The 17,074-nt window shown below is 62.5% G+C and carries 20 protein-coding genes; 15 read left to right on the forward strand and 5 right to left on the reverse strand.

Annotated elements, in window-relative coordinates; genetic code table 11:
• Positions 1–52: 52 nt before the first annotated feature.
• Positions 53–1,339 carry a dihydroorotase gene (locus NKH60_RS13215; protein ID WP_352872387.1) on the reverse strand — a complete coding sequence of 429 codons (1,287 nt, stop codon included), beginning with the start codon at positions 1,337–1,339 and terminating at the stop codon, positions 53–55.
• Positions 1,339–2,301, reverse strand: a complete 963-nt coding sequence (locus NKH60_RS13220) for an aspartate carbamoyltransferase catalytic subunit (protein ID WP_352448791.1) — start codon at positions 2,299–2,301, stop codon at positions 1,339–1,341. The genes NKH60_RS13215 and NKH60_RS13220 overlap by 1 nt, the downstream gene beginning before the upstream one ends.
• A gap of 155 nt (positions 2,302–2,456) precedes the next feature.
• Between NKH60_RS13220 and NKH60_RS13225 the strand changes: the two genes are divergently transcribed.
• From NKH60_RS13225 to NKH60_RS13235, 3 genes are all read left to right on the forward strand, one after another.
• On the forward strand, positions 2,457–4,085 hold the full coding sequence (locus NKH60_RS13225; protein WP_352471675.1) for a DNA alkylation response protein: 1,629 nt from the start codon (positions 2,457–2,459) through the stop codon (positions 4,083–4,085).
• A gap of 159 nt (positions 4,086–4,244) precedes the next feature.
• Positions 4,245–4,799, forward strand: coding sequence for a hypothetical protein (locus NKH60_RS13230; RefSeq protein WP_352471674.1), 555 nt, complete (start codon positions 4,245–4,247; stop codon positions 4,797–4,799).
• Positions 4,799–5,110: a DUF6105 family protein gene (locus tag NKH60_RS13235; RefSeq protein ID WP_352471672.1), complete on the forward strand. Its 312-nt coding sequence runs from the start codon at positions 4,799–4,801 to the stop codon at positions 5,108–5,110. Before NKH60_RS13230 ends, NKH60_RS13235 begins: the two co-directional genes overlap by 1 nt.
• Here NKH60_RS13235 and ruvX read toward each other — a convergent pair.
• On the reverse strand, positions 5,077–5,562 hold the full coding sequence (gene ruvX / locus NKH60_RS13240) for a Holliday junction resolvase RuvX (RefSeq protein WP_352833069.1): 486 nt from the start codon (positions 5,560–5,562) through the stop codon (positions 5,077–5,079). The genes NKH60_RS13235 and ruvX overlap by 34 nt on opposite strands.
• A 116-nt stretch (positions 5,563–5,678) precedes the next feature.
• Here ruvX and NKH60_RS13245 point away from each other — a divergent pair, with 116 nt between their 5' ends.
• From NKH60_RS13245 to NKH60_RS13270, 6 genes are all read left to right on the forward strand, one after another.
• Entirely contained in the window at positions 5,679–6,386 is a 708-nt protein-coding gene (locus NKH60_RS13245; protein ID WP_352471670.1) for a metal-dependent hydrolase, read from the forward strand.
• 24 nt (positions 6,387–6,410) lie between these two features.
• Positions 6,411–6,827 carry a hypothetical protein gene (locus tag NKH60_RS13250; RefSeq protein ID WP_352471669.1) on the forward strand — a complete coding sequence of 139 codons (417 nt, stop codon included), beginning with the start codon at positions 6,411–6,413 and terminating at the stop codon, positions 6,825–6,827.
• Positions 6,828–6,903: 76 nt separating this feature from the next.
• Positions 6,904–7,191 carry an Asp-tRNA(Asn)/Glu-tRNA(Gln) amidotransferase subunit GatC gene (gene gatC, locus NKH60_RS13255; protein WP_023674910.1) on the forward strand — a complete coding sequence of 96 codons (288 nt, stop codon included), beginning with the start codon at positions 6,904–6,906 and terminating at the stop codon, positions 7,189–7,191.
• 7 nt (positions 7,192–7,198) lie between these two features.
• A complete protein-coding gene (locus NKH60_RS13260) occupies positions 7,199–7,657 on the forward strand; it encodes a GNAT family N-acetyltransferase (protein ID WP_352502374.1) in 459 nt (152 codons plus the stop codon).
• Positions 7,657–9,222: an amidase gene (locus NKH60_RS13265; RefSeq protein WP_352682830.1), complete on the forward strand. Its 1,566-nt coding sequence runs from the start codon at positions 7,657–7,659 to the stop codon at positions 9,220–9,222. The genes NKH60_RS13260 and NKH60_RS13265 overlap by 1 nt, the downstream gene beginning before the upstream one ends.
• Positions 9,223–9,249: 27 nt before the next feature.
• Complete coding sequence (locus tag NKH60_RS13270; protein WP_352682828.1) at positions 9,250–10,059, forward strand: YdcF family protein; 810 nt, start codon at positions 9,250–9,252, stop codon at positions 10,057–10,059.
• Here the strand turns inward: NKH60_RS13270 and NKH60_RS13275 are convergent.
• Positions 9,996–10,751 (reverse strand): DUF599 domain-containing protein, encoded by a 756-nt coding sequence (locus NKH60_RS13275; protein WP_352682826.1) that lies wholly within the window; start codon positions 10,749–10,751, stop codon positions 9,996–9,998. The two genes, NKH60_RS13270 and NKH60_RS13275, sit on opposite strands and share 64 nt — an antisense overlap.
• A 170-nt stretch (positions 10,752–10,921) precedes the next feature.
• Here NKH60_RS13275 and NKH60_RS13280 point away from each other — a divergent pair, with 170 nt between their 5' ends.
• The 4 genes from NKH60_RS13280 (at position 10,922) to NKH60_RS13295 (ending at position 14,402) form a co-directional block, all read left to right on the forward strand.
• Positions 10,922–12,325 carry an L-serine ammonia-lyase gene (locus NKH60_RS13280; protein ID WP_352833067.1) on the forward strand — a complete coding sequence of 468 codons (1,404 nt, stop codon included), beginning with the start codon at positions 10,922–10,924 and terminating at the stop codon, positions 12,323–12,325.
• Between the two features lie 85 nt (positions 12,326–12,410).
• Positions 12,411–12,848, forward strand: coding sequence for a DUF1489 family protein (locus tag NKH60_RS13285; protein WP_352466463.1), 438 nt, complete (start codon positions 12,411–12,413; stop codon positions 12,846–12,848).
• 124 nt (positions 12,849–12,972) lie between these two features.
• Entirely contained in the window at positions 12,973–13,704 is a 732-nt protein-coding gene (locus tag NKH60_RS13290) for a vWA domain-containing protein (protein WP_352833064.1), read from the forward strand.
• Positions 13,704–14,402, forward strand: coding sequence for a DnaJ domain-containing protein (locus NKH60_RS13295; protein ID WP_352833061.1), 699 nt, complete (start codon positions 13,704–13,706; stop codon positions 14,400–14,402). The genes NKH60_RS13290 and NKH60_RS13295 overlap by 1 nt, the downstream gene beginning before the upstream one ends.
• Positions 14,403–14,450: 48 nt before the next feature.
• Here NKH60_RS13295 and NKH60_RS13300 read toward each other — a convergent pair whose 3' ends face one another.
• Positions 14,451–15,839, reverse strand: a complete 1,389-nt coding sequence (locus NKH60_RS13300) for an SPOR domain-containing protein (RefSeq protein WP_352540574.1) — start codon at positions 15,837–15,839, stop codon at positions 14,451–14,453.
• A 298-nt stretch (positions 15,840–16,137) separates the two neighbouring features.
• Here NKH60_RS13300 and NKH60_RS13305 point away from each other — a divergent pair, with 298 nt between their 5' ends.
• A complete protein-coding gene (locus NKH60_RS13305) occupies positions 16,138–16,467 on the forward strand; it encodes a phasin family protein (protein WP_352471661.1) in 330 nt (109 codons plus the stop codon).
• A gap of 274 nt (positions 16,468–16,741) precedes the next feature.
• Entirely contained in the window at positions 16,742–17,068 is a 327-nt protein-coding gene (gene clpS / locus NKH60_RS13310; RefSeq protein ID WP_023717744.1) for an ATP-dependent Clp protease adapter ClpS, read from the forward strand.
• Positions 17,069–17,074: the final 6 nt, after the last annotated feature.

Genomic DNA, 17,074 nt, shown 5'->3' on the forward strand with positions numbered 1-17,074 from the left:
CCCGAACTTTCCTTGGCTGAGCGGATTTTAAGCCGTGACACCTGTTTTCGTCCTAGGCCGAAAACACTGTGCGGCCCGCCACTATCGTTTGCAAGACCTTGCCTTGCAGTCGTGCGCCTTCGAAACAGGTGTTTTTCGAGCGTGAGCGGATGCCGCTCTCGCTGACGACCCATGGCTCGTCCAGATCGACGAGCGAAAGGTCGGCCAATGCCCCCGGTTTCAGCGTGCCGCCGGGCAGGCCGAACAATCTTGCCGGCGCGGTCGAGAGTGTCTCGACCAGCCGGAGCAGCGTCACGTCGCCATTGTGATAGAGCCGCAGCGCTGCGCCTAGCAGCGTTTCCAGGCCGATGGCGCCGGCCGCGGCATCGGCAAAGGGAAGGCGCTTGGTGTCGACGTCCTGCGGGTCGTGCGAGGAGACGATGAGATCGATGGTGCCGTCCTTGATCGCTTCGATCATCGCCAGCCGGTCTTCCTCGGCGCGCAGCGGCGGCGTCAGCCGGAAGAAGGTGCGGTACTCGCCGACATCATTCTCGTTGAGCGACAGATTGTGGATCGACACGCCTGATGTGACATTGGCGCCATCGGCTTTCGCGCGTGCTACCGCGCTTGCCGCCATAGCCGTCGAAATCTTGGCAGCGTGATAGGCGCCGCCGGTCAGGCGAGCCAACGCGAGATCGCGCTCCAAGGGGATCGATTCGGCTTCGCGCGGAATGCCGGCAAGGCCAAGCCAGCTTGCGTAAAGGCCTTCGTTCATCACGCCGGCCGAAGCGAGGTCGGCGTCTTGGGTTTCATGCGCGATGACGCCACCGAAATCGCGCGCATAGGTCAGCGCGCGGCGCATCACCAGCGCGCTGGCAATAGAATGCCGGCCATCGGTGAAGGCGACCGCGCCGGCCTCGCGCAGCAGGCCGAATTCGGTCATCTCGCGGCCTTCCAGCCCCTTGGTGATCGCTGCTGCCGGCAAGATGTTGACGATTGCGGTGTCCTTGGCGGTGCGCAGCACGAACTCGACCAGTGCGACATTGTCGATCACCGGGTCGGTATCGGGCATCATGACGATTGAGGTGACGCCGCCGGCCGCCGCAGCGATGCTCGCCGAAGCAATGGTCTCCCGGTGTTCGCCGCCGGGTTCGCCGATGAAGACGCGCGCGTCGATCAATCCGGGGATGATAGTCTTGCCGGCGCAGTCGATGATGGTGGCGCCGTCGGGCGCGCCCTGGTTCAAGGCCGCCTTGCCGGCGGCAACGATTTTGCGGCCTTCAACGATGACGGTGCCGACCTCATCGATGCCGCGCGACGGGTCGACGATGTGGGCCCGGCGGAAGACCGTAATGCTCATCAGGCGCGGCCCTCGTGATTTCGACGGGGGTCGAGCAGCGCTTCCATAACCGCCATGCGCACGGCGACGCCCATCTCAACCTGTTCCTGGATAACGCTTTGCGGGCCGTCGGCGATCTCGGAGGCGATCTCGACGCCGCGGTTCATCGGGCCGGGATGCATGACCAGCGCACCGTCCTTGGCCGCCTTCAGCTTCTCCGCGTCGAGGCCGAAATAGCGGAAATATTCGCGCACCGACGGTACGAAAGCGCCTTCCATGCGTTCGCGCTGCAGGCGCAGCATCATTACCACGTCGGCGTCCTTCAGACCCTCGGCCATGGAACGTGTGACGATGACGCCCATCTTCTCGATGCCGGCGGGCAAAAGCGTCGAAGGGGCGACGACCCTGACCTGGGCACCAAGCGCGTTGAGCAGGATGATGTTGGAGCGGGCCACGCGCGAATGCAGGATGTCGCCGCAGATCGCCACGATCAGCTTCGACAACGGACCCTTGACGCGGCGGATGGTCAGTGCGTCGAGCAGCGCCTGGGTAGGGTGCTCATGGGCGCCGTCGCCGGCATTGACCACCGAACAGCCGACTTTTTGGGCAAGAAGTGCTGCCGCGCCGGCCGATTGATGGCGGATGATCAATATGTCGGGACGCATGGCATTCAGCGTCATCGCCGTATCGATCAGCGTCTCGCCCTTTTTCACCGACGAACTCGCTACGGACATGTTCATGACGTCGGCGCCGAGCCGTTTGCCGGCCAGCTCGAATGACGATTGCGTACGGGTCGAGGCTTCGTAGAAGAGATTGATCTGGGTGCGGCCGCGCAGCGTCGATGTCTTCTTGTCCGACTGCCGCGAGATGGCAACGGCCCTGTCCGCCCGGTCGAGCAGAAGCTCGATGTCGGCAGGGGAAAGATCGCGGATGCCCAGAAGATGGCGGTGGGGATAAAGCGGCAGGGACGATGCGTCGGTCATCTCAAGTCGCTGCTATAGGGGGGAGGCTCCGCGGCTGCAAGCACCGGCTTGGGATTGGATTGGTTCTCCCCGGTATTTTCGTCGCGCGCCGCTGGCCATAGGCTATAAACCGCCTTGGCTTTGGATTCGCAGCCTTCAGGTGATAAGGACGAAGCGTGACTGACGACGTGACCAACCAGCCGCCGCCGCTGGCCGGCGGCAACGCCTGGCGGGGCGATCCGTTGCTGATCCAGCTTGCCGAGCGCTTTTCCGATCCGGTGCGCAAGGACCTCGACGGGCTTGGCCGGTTCGTTCTGACCCATGAGGCGCAGGAACTGGCCCGTCTTGCCAATGTCGAGATGCCGAAGCTCAGGACCCATGACCGCCAGGGCCGGCGCATCGACCAGGTCGAGTTCCATCCCGCCTATCACGCGCTCATGCGCCGCTCTGTTGCCAACGGGCTGCATTCGTCGGTCTGGGAGAATGGCGACGCCGAGATCGGCCGGCGCCACCAGGTGCGCGCTGCACGCTTTTACCTCACGGCTGAGCTCGAGACCGGACATCTCTGCCCGATCACCATGACCAGCGCTTCGCTGGCAGCGCTGATGGCCAGCCCGAAGCTGTTTCGCGAATGGGCGCCTCGGGTGACGACGCGCAAATACGATCAAAGCCAGAAGCCTCCGGTCGAAAAAGCCGGGCTGACGCTCGGCATGGGCATGACCGAGAAGCAAGGCGGCACCGATGTCCGTGCCAACGTCACCAGGGCCGAGCGCGCCGGCAGCGGGTTTTATCGCCTGACCGGCCACAAATGGTTCATGTCGGCGCCGATGTCGGATGCCTTCCTGGTGCTCGGACAGGTGCCGGAGGGACTGTCGTGCTTTCTCGTTCCCCGCCTGCTCGGCGACGGATCCGGCAACGGCTTCCGTTTTCAACGGCTGAAGGACAAACTCGGCAACCGATCCAATGCCTCGTCGGAGGTGGAATTCGTCAATGCCATCGGCGAGATGGTCGGCGAGCCCGGCGCGGGCGTGAAGACGATCATGGACATGGTGACCCTGACGCGGCTCGACTGTGCCGTCGCCTCATCGGCGATCATGCGGGCCGGACTGGCCGAGGCCGTCCACCACACGCGCCACCGCAAGGTGTTCGGAACCAATCTGGTCGAGCAGCCGCTGATGCAGCGGGTGCTGGCCGATATGGCGCTCGACGTTGCCGCCGCTACTGCGCTGTCGTTCCGGCTGGCGCGCTCCTTCGACGAGGCGGCCGGCGACCGCGGCGAGGCGGCCTTCGCGCGCGCCATGACGCCGGTCGTCAAATACTGGGTCTGCAAGATTGCGCCGCCGCTGCTCTATGAAGCGATGGAGTGCCTCGGCGGCAATGGCTATGTCGAGGAGGGGCCGCTCGCCCGCTACTATCGCGAAGCTCCGGTCAACGCGATATGGGAGGGATCCGGCAACGTCATGGCGCTCGACGTGCTACGTGTGCTGGGGCGTGCACCCGGCCTGTTCGATGACGTGCTGGCCGGCATCGACCGCGATCTCGGCGCCGGCGGACGCGGCACCGTCGGCGTGCTCAAAGCGGCAATGCAGGTCGCTGCAACCGACGAGGGCTCGGCGCGGCTCTTGACCGAGCAATTGGCATTGTCGGCGGCGGCGGCAGAGCTTCGCAGGTTGGGGGCAGGGCGGATCGCCGACGCCTTCGTCGAAACGCGCCTCGCCGGCCAGTGGCGCAATACCTATGGCATGATCGATTCCCGCCATGATGCGCGCATGATCATCGATACGCTCTACCCGCCGATCAACTAAGGGCCGTCGCCCAATTCGCTGCCGCTCTCGCGAGCCTGTGGATGGCCGTTAACCTTAACGAATGGTTTCCATTGCGGCGGCCGGTGGCAAAGCCCAGTGTTATGGTTAAGGCAAGGATTGTTCAGCTTGAGCGGCTTTGCCCTGCGAAGCAGGAGCGTCATGCGGCATATTCTGAGCTCTTTTCTGGCATTGCATTGGGCGGCCGTTTTCGCCCTGCTGGCGTTCATTTGCATCGACGGGAATCGAGGCGTGGCGACGGCCCTTGGCGTACTGGGCGTTCCCGTCCAGAACACTCGATTTGCCGATCTCGAAAACGCCGTCGTCGTGGCGCCGCTCGCCGTGGCACTGCTTGTCGTCGCGGTGCTGTTCTGCTGGGCCTTTGTTGAAGCACTGACCAGCGACACGACCAACCCGGATCCCGCCGACAGCGTCATGCGAATCGCCTTCATTTCCGCCTTAGGCGTGCTGTCGCTGATCGTCATCGGCGGCGCCGCGCAAGGTATCAATGGGCTGTTCATGATTGTCGCGGTGCAATTGGCGGCACTTCTGGCGTCCTATGTCGCGGTGCTCGCGGAGCGGCGGTCGACCGTTGCCGCGGCAGCTCCAGGGACCGGCGAAATCCGAGCGGCCGCGCATGTCATGGCCAAGGCAGCGGCGCATAATTCCTCGCTTGCCCGCATTTCCGGCCGGCTGGATTCGAGGGATGACCGCTGATGCGCACCTTGTTCGCGCTGTGGGCGGCTCCGCTCCTCTTGTTTTGGGGCTGGTTCTTTCTGTCGCTCAACGACATCAATTTCGGCTATGTCATGCTGAGCCGCCAATTACACGATCTCGTCTTCCAGCTCTATGGACAGATGCTCGGCGTCGATCCGGCGCTCATTCCGGGCATGGTGGCGAAAGCTTGCGTATTCGACGGCGTGCTGCTGGTGGCGTTCTGGGCATTTCGCCGCCGCAAGACGATTGGTGGCTGGATCACGGCGATGCGCAACCGCTATTTCGACCAGGCATCGACGCCGAGCGCCTGAAGCCGGTCGAGAACGCCCTGGAGGATGAAAGCGGCCGCCGCTGAATCGATCTTGCCGGCGCGTTTCTTGCGGGAAAAATCCATCTCGATCAGTGTTCGCTCGGCCGCCACCGTCGACAGCCTTTCGTCCCAAAAGACGAACGGCAGATCGGTCAATCCAGCCATGTTGCGGACGAAAGCGCGGGATTTTTGGGCGCGCGGGCCTTCCGAGCCGTCCATGTTGATGGGGAGGCCGATTGCCACGGCGCCGGCATTCTCCTTCTGCAACAGGGCGAGCAGCACTGCGGCATCGAGCGAGAATTTCTTGCGCATGATGACGGGGCGCGGGTGCGCGAACGACAAGCCGCGGTCCGAAACCGCCACGCCGATCGTTTTGTCGCCAAGGTCGAGACCGGCCAGGGTCTTGCCGCCGCCCAGCCGGGCCGGCAACTCCTCGATGGTGATGATGCCCAACGGCTTTTCCTTTGACCGCGACGCCGCACGTCCTATACGCGCAAAGCGTGCGCGGCACTTTAATTTCGCCGTCGGCGTTCTATCCTCTACCGAAGCAAAAATCGAGGAAAGCATTGATGAAACTGACCTGGTACGGACATTCGGCATTCAGAATCGAAATCGAAGGCGCGAAAATCCTCATCGACCCCTATCTGGTCGGCAATCCGTCATGGGCGGGCGGCTGGGAAGGGCCGGCCGAAGGGATCACGCACGTGTTGCTCACCCATGGCCACAGTGACCACATCAGCGGCGCCGTCGAAGTGCTCAAGAAGAGCGGCGCGATGCTGGTCGCCAATTTCGAGATTTGCATGTACCTGGTCGGCAAGGGTGTCGGTGACAAGCAGATCAATCCCGGCAATATCGGCGGCACCGTCGATTGCGGCGGCTTCACCACCACCTTCGTTCAGGCTCTGCATTCATCGTCCTTTCCGGGCGAGGGTGGCCAGAATACCTATCTCGGCAATCCGGGCGGGCTCGTCCTGCACTTTCCCGAGGACAAGACGCTTTATCATATGGGCGACACCGACATTTTTTCCGACATGGCGCTGATCAACGAGTTGCACGAACCGAAGATCGGCATCGTGCCGATCGGCGACCGCTTCACCATGGGTGGCGCGGTAGCAGCCCTTGCCTGCCAGCGTTTCTTCAAGTTCGAGACGGTCGTTCCCGCTCACTTCGGCACATTTCCGATGATCGATCAGACCGCCGACAAATTCGTGGCCGGGCTGGATGGATCGGGTGTGAAAGTTGCGTTGCCGAAGATCGGCGAGACGATTACGCTGTAAAGAAAGCCGGTCCGGAACGATACGATGCGCTTGAGAAATTCTCTTTGCATTTCAATGCTGGTTGCCGCGTCGCCGACGCTGGCCGCGGAAAATTTCATCGAGGGCGTCTATCTGCAATCGGAGGACCTCTGCGCGCAGGCCAAAAAGGATACGCTGCAGACGGTGATCGAGGGCGGCAATATCGTGCTGTCGGCAAATGGCCTGGAAAGCATCGAATATAATTGTGAATTCCTGCAGATCACCAAAGCGACACGCTCACCGAGCTGGGCGGTGACCGCTATATGCCAGGAGCCGGGCTACGTCTTTCCCGATGTTCTCTCACTGACACAGATGAGCCCGAAGCAGATCGACCTGGTATCGGTTCGGCCTGCCGCCGACGAAGGCGAGCAGAGCGGCAACGGCGGCAGTTATTTCCTCTGCGACGGCGTGGCGATGCCATAGGGCAGTTGAAGGCACGATGCATGTTGCGTGGCACGCGCCGCGCCGCTATAGCGCTGGTTTTCCCCGAGGCACAAACATGTCCGTTGATATAAAAACTGTGAAGCGCGTCGCGCATCTTGCCCGTATTGCGGTGAGCGAGGAGGATGCAGAGCGCATGACCGGCGAATTGAACGCCATTTTGGGCTTTGTCGAGCAGTTGAACGAGGTCGATGTTTCCGGCGTCGAGCCGATGACCTCGGTCACGCCGATGGCAATGAAAAAGCGCCAGGACGTCGTCACCGACGGCGGCAAGGCAGCCGACATCGTCGCCAATGCACCGGCGACCGAAGAAAATTTCTTCCTTGTGCCGAAGGTCGTGGAGTAGCAGGCCGATGGCAATCGACATCGCGGCTGAGACGCCGCTGCAGGACGATGTGCGTGGGCTGATCGAGGAGCTCAACGCCACATTGCTGGAGCTGACGCCGCCAGAGCATTGCTACCACTTGACGGTCGAGCAGATGGCGGACCGCAACACGACCGTCTTCATCGCCCGCGACAACGGCCTTGCCATCGGGTGCGGCGCACTGAAGCGCCACGATGCTGTCGTAGGCGAGGTCAAGCGCATGTATACGCGACCGTCGCATCGCGGCCACAAGATCGGCGCGAAGATTGTCGAGCGTATCGAGGCGCTGGCGCGCCAAGAAGGGCTTAAGCGTCTGGTGCTGGAGACGGGCGACCGTCATCCCGCCGCCTGGACCGTCTACGAACGCGCCGGTTTTTCGCGCTGCGGCCCGGTACTGGATTATCCCGATTCCGAGTGGTCGGTGTTTTACGAAAAGAGCCTTGCCTGATGAGCGACCTTACCCAGCTGACGATTTCGCAGGCCCGCGCCAAATTGCGCTCCAGGGAGATCACCGCCACCGAAATCACCGAGGCTTATCTATCGGCGGTCGAGCGAGCCAATCCGGCGCTCAATGCCTACGTCGTGGTCACCGACGACAAGGCGCGCGACATGGCCAAGACCTCCGACGCGAAACTGGCCAAGGGCGAGGGCGGGTCGCTTGAGGGTATCCCGCTCGGCATCAAGGATCTGTTCGGCACCGAAGGCGTCCACACCCAGGCCTGCAGCCATGTGCTGGACGGCTTCAAGCCGTGCTACGAATCGACGGTCACCGCCAATCTGTGGGCGGATGGTGCCGTCATGCTCGGCAAGCTCAACATGGACGAGTTCGCCATGGGCTCGTCCAACGAGACCTCGCATTACGGGCCGGTCATCAACCCGTGGCGGCGTTCGCGCCTCGACACGGTGGTGATGCCGACGACACATCAGGGCGAGGGCGGCTTCGTTTCGGCGGGCGGCACCAGGACCGCGCGCACGTTGGACAATGCCCAACTGGTGCCGGGCGGTTCGTCCGGAGGCTCGGCGTCAGCCGTCTCGGCCTTCCTGTGCGCCGGCGCTACCGCGACCGACACCGGCGGCTCGATCCGCCAGCCCGCCGCCTTCACCGGCACGGTCGGCATCAAGCCGACCTACGGCCGCTGCTCGCGCTGGGGGATCGTAGCTTTCGCCTCTTCGCTCGACCAGGCCGGGCCGATCGCGCGCGACGTCCGCGATGCCGCGATCCTGTTGAAGTCGATGGCTTCGGTCGACCCGAAGGACACGACGTCCGTCGACCTGCCGGTGCCGGACTACGAGGCGGCGATCGGCCGCCCGATCAAAGGCATGAAGGTCGGCATCCCAAAGGAATATCGTGTCGACGACATGCCCGCGGAGATCGAGGCGCTGTGGCAGAAAGGCATTGCCTGGCTGCGGGATGCCGGCGCCGAGATCGTCGATATCTCGCTGCCGCACACAAAATATGCGCTGCCGGCCTATTACATCGTGGCGCCGGCCGAAGCCTCGTCCAACCTCGCCCGTTACGATGGCGTCCGCTATGGCTTGCGCGTGCCCGGCAAGGACATTGTCGACATGTATGAAAAGACCCGCGCCGCCGGCTTCGGGCGGGAGGTCAAGCGCCGCATCATGATCGGCACCTATGTGCTTTCCGCCGGCTACTACGATGCCTACTATCTGCAGGCGCAGAAGGTTCGAACCCTGATCAAGCGTGACTTCGAAAATGTGTTTGCAGCAGGCGTCGACGTCATCCTGACGCCGGCAACGCCTTCCGCTGCCTTCGGCATCGCCGACGAGGACATGGCCGCCGACCCGGTCAAGATGTATCTCAATGACATTTTTACGGTGACGGTGAACATGGCCGGCTTGCCCGGCATAGCGGTTCCAGCCGGGCTCGACGCCAAGGGGCTGCCGCTCGGCCTGCAGCTGATCGGCCGGCCTTTCGACGAGGAGACGCTGTTCCAGACCGCCCACGTCATCGAACAGGCGGCCGGCACATTTCAGCCGGAAAAATGGTGGTAGGATCGTTTCTCATCTGAGGGGTGAGGGATGTTCTTCTATGTCTCCAAGGTTCTGTGGCTCTTCGTCCAGCCGCTTAATCTCGCGATCATCCTGCTGCTGGCTGGATTGCTTGCGGCATTGGTCGGGCGCAAGAGGCTGTTTGCCACCGGCAGCGTGCTGGCATTCCTTGTCCTTGGACTCTCGGCGTGGACCTCGCTCGGCGCAGTGATGCTTAATCCGCTCGAGGAGCGTTTCCCTAGGCCAGCCCTGCCGGAACGAGTTGACGGAATCATTGTGCTCGGCGGCGGTATGGAGAGCGCCATCAACTTCGTCCGCAGCGGCTATGAACTCAACGCCAGTGGCGATCGAATGGTCGAGGCAGCGGTGCTGGCACTGCGTTTTCCGACAGCTAAGGTCGTCATTTCAGGTGGCCCCATTGCAATGGTCCGCGAAGACGAGGGCGATGCGGCGACAGCTCCACGCCTGTTCACTGCGCTCGGCGTGACGGCCGATCGGCTGATCCTTGAGGGCAAATCACGCAACACCTACGAGAATGCGGTCTTCACCAAACAACTGATCACGCCAAAGCCGGGCGAGACCTGGCTGCTGGTGACCTCGGCCTTCCACATGCCACGCGCCAAGGCGCTGTTCGACAAAGCCGGTTTTGCGACGGTTCCGTGGCCGGTCGACTACCGCACCTCCGGCAGGGAAGGCATCGGCCTGTTCCGCACGGATGCCAACGAAGCACTGCAGACCACAACCATCGCGACCCGTGAATGGATCGGGCTGATTGCCTACTGGCTGTCGGGCCGGATAGACCGGCCTTTTCCGGCGCCGGATGTTGGGCCGGGCGGCTGACCGAGCACCGCCTGCCGCGCCGCCGAGAAAAACTGGCGGCGCACCAGCACCGCCAGGAGCAGCAGCGTCGACAGGACGAACACCGCGGGATCGACGAACCAGCCAAGATAGCCAATCGAGAAGAACACGCCGCGCAGGCCCGAATTGAAATGCTTTCCGGCCAACATGTTCATGCGCGCGGCACGCCACACCGCCGTTTCGGTGACCGGATTGCGCGACGCCTCGCCATGCGGAATCGGCACGGCGCCGATCAGGATCGAGCAATAGTTGAACAGCCGGTAAGCCCAGCCGAATTTGAAGAAGGAAAAGGCCAGGATCAGCACCAGCCCGAGCACCTTCGTCTGGAAGGCTGCGCGTGAGGACGTGGCGCCAAACGGCAGGTCGCTCAGCACGGTCAGAACCTGATCGGAGGCGCCGAGCAGGGCAAAACAGCCGCCGATCGCAATCAGCGAACTGGAGGCAAAGAAGGCGGTCCCCTGTTGCAGCCCGCTCATGATAGCGGTGTCGACGATGCGGATCTCGCGTTCGGCCATGGTCTGCATCCAGGCCTCGCGCTGCGTGTTCATAGCCCTCGTCAGCGACATGCGGCTGACCAGCATTCCATCGGCGGCGAGCGTATGCAGCACCCACGCGGTAAGGAAGAACCCCAGCGCCGCAAGGTCGGCCGTCGATAGGTGAAAGGAATCGCTCATGCGTTGCTTTTACCACAGGCGGCAGTAATGCTTCGATGGCCGAAGTTGGAATGTCGCTGCCGGAGCAAACAAGGTCGGCAGGCGCAGCGCCGCAATCTTCAAAACAGCGGAAAACATCATGGGAATTCCTATATGTAGACCTCAACAGGGTCCCAGGAGAAAACACCCACGTGTTCCTTTCGGTTTTCGACTTGTTCAAGATCGGCATCGGCCCATCGAGTTCGCACACGATGGGGCCGATGACGGCCGCGCGGCGGTTTCTCGACGAGATTGCGGGAGACGACTGGCCGCGCCCGGCCGGCGCCAAGATCGACCGGATCGCTGCCAGCCTGCATGGCTCGCTCGCCTACACCGGCATCGGCCATGGCTCCGACCGAGCCGTGGTGCTCGGCCTCGCGGGCCAGACGCCGCAGACGGTGGATCCCGACCTAGCAGACGGCATCGTCGCTGGCATCGCCGCCGAGAAACGGATTTCGCCGCCCGGCCATCCGTCCTACCGTTTCGACCCGGCAACGGATCTGGTGCTGGATCGCAAGACGCCGCTGCCGGGTCACGCCAACGGCATGGCGTTCTCTGCCCATGATGCCGGCGACCGGTTGCTGCTGAGGCGCGTCTACTATTCGATTGGCGGCGGCTTCGTAGTGTCCGAGGAAGAACTGCAGCGGATGAAAGCGAGGGGCTCGGCGACAACCGAAGGCAAGAAGGTTCCGTATCCGTTCAGGAACGCCGTCGAAATGCTGTCCATGGCAGCGAAAAGCGGGCTTTCCATTGCCGAGATGAAGCGCGTCAACGAGGAGACACAGATGTCGCGCGGGGAGCTCGACGCCGGCCTCGACGGCATCTGGAGCGCCATGAAGGGCTGCATCGAGCGCGGCCTGTCGCAAGACGGCATCATGCCGGGCGGACTCAAGGTGCGCCGCCGTGCCCGGATGCTGCACGACAAGCTGCAGGAGCAATGGCAGCAGAACCGGCCTAACCCGCTGCTCGCCAACGACTGGCTGTCGATCTATGCGATGGCGGTCAATGAGGAGAACGCTGCCGGCGGCCGTGTCGTCACCGCGCCAACCAATGGGGCGGCCGGCACTCTGCCCGCAGTGCTGCGCTACTGGTTGCATTTCCATCCCGAAGCCGACCAGCCCAGCATCCGCGATTTCCTGCTGACGGCGGCGGCCGTCGGCGGCATCATCAAAACCAATGCTTCGATCTCGGGGGCGGAAGTCGGCTGCCAGGGCGAGGTCGGTTCGGCTTCGGCAATGGCTGCGGCGGGATTGTGCGCCGTCATGGGCGGCACGCCCGAGCAGGTCGAGAATGCTGCCGAGATCGCGCTGGAACATCATCTCGGCATGACCTGCGATCCGGTCGGCGGCCTGGTGCAGGTGCCGTGTATCGAGCGCAACGCGCTTGGTGCCGTCAAGGCGGTGACCGCCGCTTCGCTGGCCATCAAGGGCGACGGCGTTCATTTCGTGCCGCTCGATGCCGCGATCGAGACGATGCGCCAGACCGGCCTCGACATGAACGAAAAGTACAAAGAAACCAGCCTTGGCGGATTGGCCGTCAATGTCGTGGAGTGCTGAGCGCCAATCTGGCGGCATGGACCACCACTGTGGAGAAGTCGATCAGGCCGTTGACGCGTTCGCGTGCTGGACTAAACCTTAAACGATGTCTCTCAATCTCATAAAGCTTTGCGTCGGCTGTGACAGCGTCGAGGATCTGGAAGAGTGGATTGCCTTCCGTCTCGACGAGCGGCGCCGCGCCGGCGAACCGGCCGAGCACTACCACACCACCCGCATGGTGCCGACGCGTGGCGCCGAGATTACCGACGGCGGCTCGCTCTACTGGGTGATCAAGGGCAATGTCCAATGCCGCCAGCTGATCACCGAAATCCGGCCCTTCACCGATGACGAGGGCATCGGCCGTTGCCATCTGATCCTCGATCCCGAGGTCGTGCGCACTGACTGGCAACCGCGCCGTGCATTCCAGGGGTGGCGCTACCTGAAGCCGGCGGACGCGCCGGCCGATCTCGGCAAGGGCAAAGCCGGGCTGATCGAGATGCCGCCGAAGCTCAGGCGTGAGCTTGCCGATCTCGGCCTGCTCTGACGCCGAGAAGCGCAACGCCAAGACCACCAGCCGAAGCGCTGTCCGCAGGTGCCATCATCACAGGTCCTCCAGGTCGCCTCATCTGGGCTTGCAAGCCGGGGGACAACGCCACATCTTGAATGTCATGAGCGACAAGAAGCAGCCCGTGCCTGCAAGGGCCAATCCTGCGCCGGTCGAGTCTCAATCGAGCACCGGCGAGATCGACGCGTTTCTCCGTCAGGCAAGGACGCTCGCTGCATCCGCCACCTGTTCAGGCAGGCTGATCCTGTCCCTCGACGCGACAATGAGCCGCCAGCCGACCTGGGATCTCGCCTGTGCGCTGCAGGCCGAGATGTTCGACGCCGTCGGCAAGGCCGGGGCGCTCAAGGTTCAACTTGTCTATTTTCGCGGCCTTGGCGAGTGCCGCTCATCCGCATTCGTCACCGATACCGCAGCTCTGAAACAGCTGATGACGCGCATCAACTGCCGCAGCGGCCGTACCCAGATCGGCAAGGTGCTCGCCCACGCGCTGAAACAGACGGCGGCGGCCAAGGTCAACGCGCTGGTCTATATCGGCGACGCGATGGAAGAAAACATAGATGATCTGGCCGAAAAGGCCGGCAGCCTCGGTCTGCACGGCGTTCCTGTCTTCGTCTTTCAGGAGGGCCATGATGCCGCTGCGGAAAAGGCGTTCAAGGAAATTGCGCGGCTGTCGAAAGGGGCCTGGTTCAGGTTCGATCGGCGGGCTGCCGCGACGTTGGCCGGCCTGCTTTCGTCCGTCGCCGTGTTTGCCACCGGCGGGCTGAAGGCACTGGAGGCCCGGGGCAGGCCGGAAGACCGACTGATGATCGAGCATATGCGGGGCGGCGGAAACTGATGGGCGCGATTATCGCTTTCGTAGCATTGCTTCTGGTGTTTCTCGGCATGCTCACCATCTTCCTGCGCGCCGATCCGGCGAAGCTTGCAGGCGGCATGAGGACGCTTGGACCTGTGCTGCTCGGGCTGGTCGGCGTCGCCGTGCTGCTGGTCGGGCGCGAGGGCATCGGGGGCTTGATCCTGTCGGCTGCGCTCGCCTGGTACGGCTCCATGCGCATGAATCGGCCGGCAGCCAAACTGGCGGCGGGCAAGCGTTCGACAGTTCGTACGGCGGCGCTTGAGATGGAACTCGATCACGATACCGGCGGCCTCGAAGGCCTTGTGCTGGCCGGGCGCCATGAAGGCAAGATGCTTGGCTCGATGGGGCTTGCCGAATTGCAGCAACTCTATCGCGAACTCTCCGGCGATCCGGAGAGCCGCCAATTGCTAGAGACGTATCTTGACGGCCGATTTCCCATCTGGCGCAAAGACGCTGATGCGAATGGTGGCGAAGGGCTGGGTGTTGCGCCAAGTTCTGGCGCCATGACTAAGGAGGAGGCCTACAAGATCCTTGGTCTTGAAGCGGGGGCTGCCGCGGCGGATGTCCGCAAGGCGCACCGCCGCCTGATGCAGCGCCTGCACCCCGATATCGGTGGCACGTCCTTCCTGGCGGCGCGGATCAATGAAGCCAAGGACGTCTTGCTCTCCAATCACAACTAGTCTCCTTCGACGCAAAAACTTCGGGACAGATATCGTTTCGCGCGCCGCTTACTGCTGGACGGCGTAGCACTCGATCTTCTTCTTTTTCAAAGCGTTGCAGGCTTTCCAGGCAGCCGTCTTCGAACCGAAACCACCGAACCGGGCGCGGTAGTAGGTGACACCGTCCTTGTCGAAGGCGACGGTGAAACCGGAGGCATCGGTCAGAACGGAGGGCGCCTGCTTCGTCGCTTTGTCGAGGAAAGCCTTCGCTTCGGCCTGTTTTGGCGAAGAGGCGACCTGTATTGCCCAGCCGGATGGCACCGACGCCGTGCTGACCGGATCGACCTCTGCCGCCGGTTCGGCATAGGCTGCGGCGACCCGGGCTGTCGCCACGTCGTCCACCGTCGACACAGCCGTCGTCTTGACCCTCTTGGCCTGAACGACCGGAGCGGTCTCTTCAACGACGGGCGCATTTTCCTCGACAAGAGAGGCAACGGCATCGTCGTCCGGCTTACTGTCCGGTGTCGGCGCGTCATGCTTCGGTAGAAGCACCTTGGCCAAGGCTGAAATCGGATTGCCGCCGCCGGCCTTGGCAATCAGCACGCCGCCGCCGCGCGACGACGCCTGCGGCATGTAGGCATTGATCAACCCGGCCATCTGGCTGTCGCGGCTGCCGCCGGACCTGCCGCCCATGACCACCGCTACGATGCGCCGATCGCCATCCGAGACCGAGGAGACCAGATTGTAACCGGAGGCGCGGGTGTAACCGGTCTTGATGCCGTCGACGCCCTTGATGCGTCCGAGCAGACGATTGTGGCCGTTGATGCGCTGCCGCCCGTAAAGAAAGGAGCGCTGCGAGAAATAGCCGTAATATTGCGGGAAATGCTCTCTCAGGGCGATGCCGAGCATCGCCATGTCGCGCGCGGTCGTGAACTGGCCGGGATCAGGCAAGCCGTTGGCGTTGCGGAAAACGGTTCCCCTCATGCCCAGCGCCCGCGCCTTGGCGGTCATCATGCGGGCGAAATTGGCTTCGTTGCCGCCGAGCGTCTCGCCAAGCGCCGTTGCGGAATCGTTTGCCGATTTGGTCACCATCGACAGGATCGCGGTCTCGACCGTGACCGAGCCGCCCCGCTTGACGCCGAGCTTCGTCGGCGGTTCGGCAGCGGCATTGGCCGAGAACACGACCGGGGAATTCTTGCTGATCCTGCCCTTCGCCAACGCCTCGAACGTCAGATAGAGCGTCATCATCTTGGTAAGCGAAGCCGGATAGCGCCGGCCATCGGCATCCGACGAATAAAGCACCTTGCCGGTCTTGGCATCGATGACGATGGCCGCCGACTTGGCCGCCATGGATGAAGCCGCGTCCGCGACGACGAAGCTCATCGCCATGGCGAGGATCATGATCGTTTTGAAGGGGGACACGGATTTGGAAACGAAGCCCGACAACGCCTTACGCACTGATAGTTCCTTTGAATTTCCGTTGCCTTGGAGGCGGCAAAGGGTCCTGCCTCACCTCCGGCCACGCTAACGCAGGCAGCGTTACCAATCCGTTTATGGTAACCGCCGCGTTCACCATTTTCTGTGGGATTGAGCTTCTCTTTATTCGAATCTTAGCGAATGCCGGCAGCTCACGATCCGCATTGCCGCGGGAATCTTGACTTTTGTGCACTGCACAATATATTTACACGCATTGCACAACGCGGCCCGGACAAGCCGCGTCTATCATCCAAGGCAACCGTTCAAGGGAATGCGTGAAATGACCCAGACCTATGAAGATTTCAGCAAATACGGCAAGGAATTTGCGGACACCGGATTGAAGAGCTTCGCCTCGCTGTCCAAGGGGGCGCAGGCTATCGCCGCCGAGGCGGGTGAGTACACCAAGAAAAGCTTCGAAGCCGGTAGCGCCGCTGTCGAGAAGCTCTTTTCCGCCAAGTCGCTGGACAAGGCGATCGATATCCAGTCCGACTATGCCAAGCAGTCCTATGAGAGCTTCGTCACCGAGGCCACCAAGCTTGGCGATCTCTATGCCGAACTCGCCAAGGAAGCTTACAAGCCGTTCGAATCGATCGTCGCCAAGGCGAAGTAAATTCGACGAACATTCCGAGCCGGCCCTTGGGCTTGCAAAGACAGACCCGGTCGCGAACGCGCGGCCGGGTTTTTTCATGCCGGCCCGAAATCGGGGGCCTGCGGTCTTCACGATTTGAAAAATCGGTCAAGTTTGGCCACCTAGCCATATTGTCAGCTAAACAGAAGGGCTTAAAATCGTCCATCGAACACCTACATGTCGAGCATGCATGAGGATTCGAAAGAGGCAGGACTACGTGACTATAGGTTTGACTGCCACGAGCTACGTGGTGCGAATGCAGAACGGCAGCAACGGCAATGAGGCCGGTCGCGGCACGGCCGTCATCACGCGCACAAAAACCAAGACCAAGAAGCCCAGTCTGTATCGGGTCCTCATTCTTAACGACGACTACACACCCATGGAATTCGTGGTCCACGTGCTGGAGCGCTTTTTCCAGAAGGACCGCGAAGCCGCCACACGCATAATGCTTCATGTTCACAATCATGGGGTGGGCGAGTGCGGGGTCTATACATTCGAAGTGGCCGAGACCAAAGTGTCTCAGGTCATGGATTTCGCCCGACAGAATCAGCATCCGCTGCAATGCGTGATGGAGAAGAAGTGAGGTAAC

Source organism: Mesorhizobium sp. M1006, from assembly GCF_040318825.1.
Lineage (GTDB): Bacteria > Pseudomonadota > Alphaproteobacteria > Rhizobiales > Rhizobiaceae > Mesorhizobium.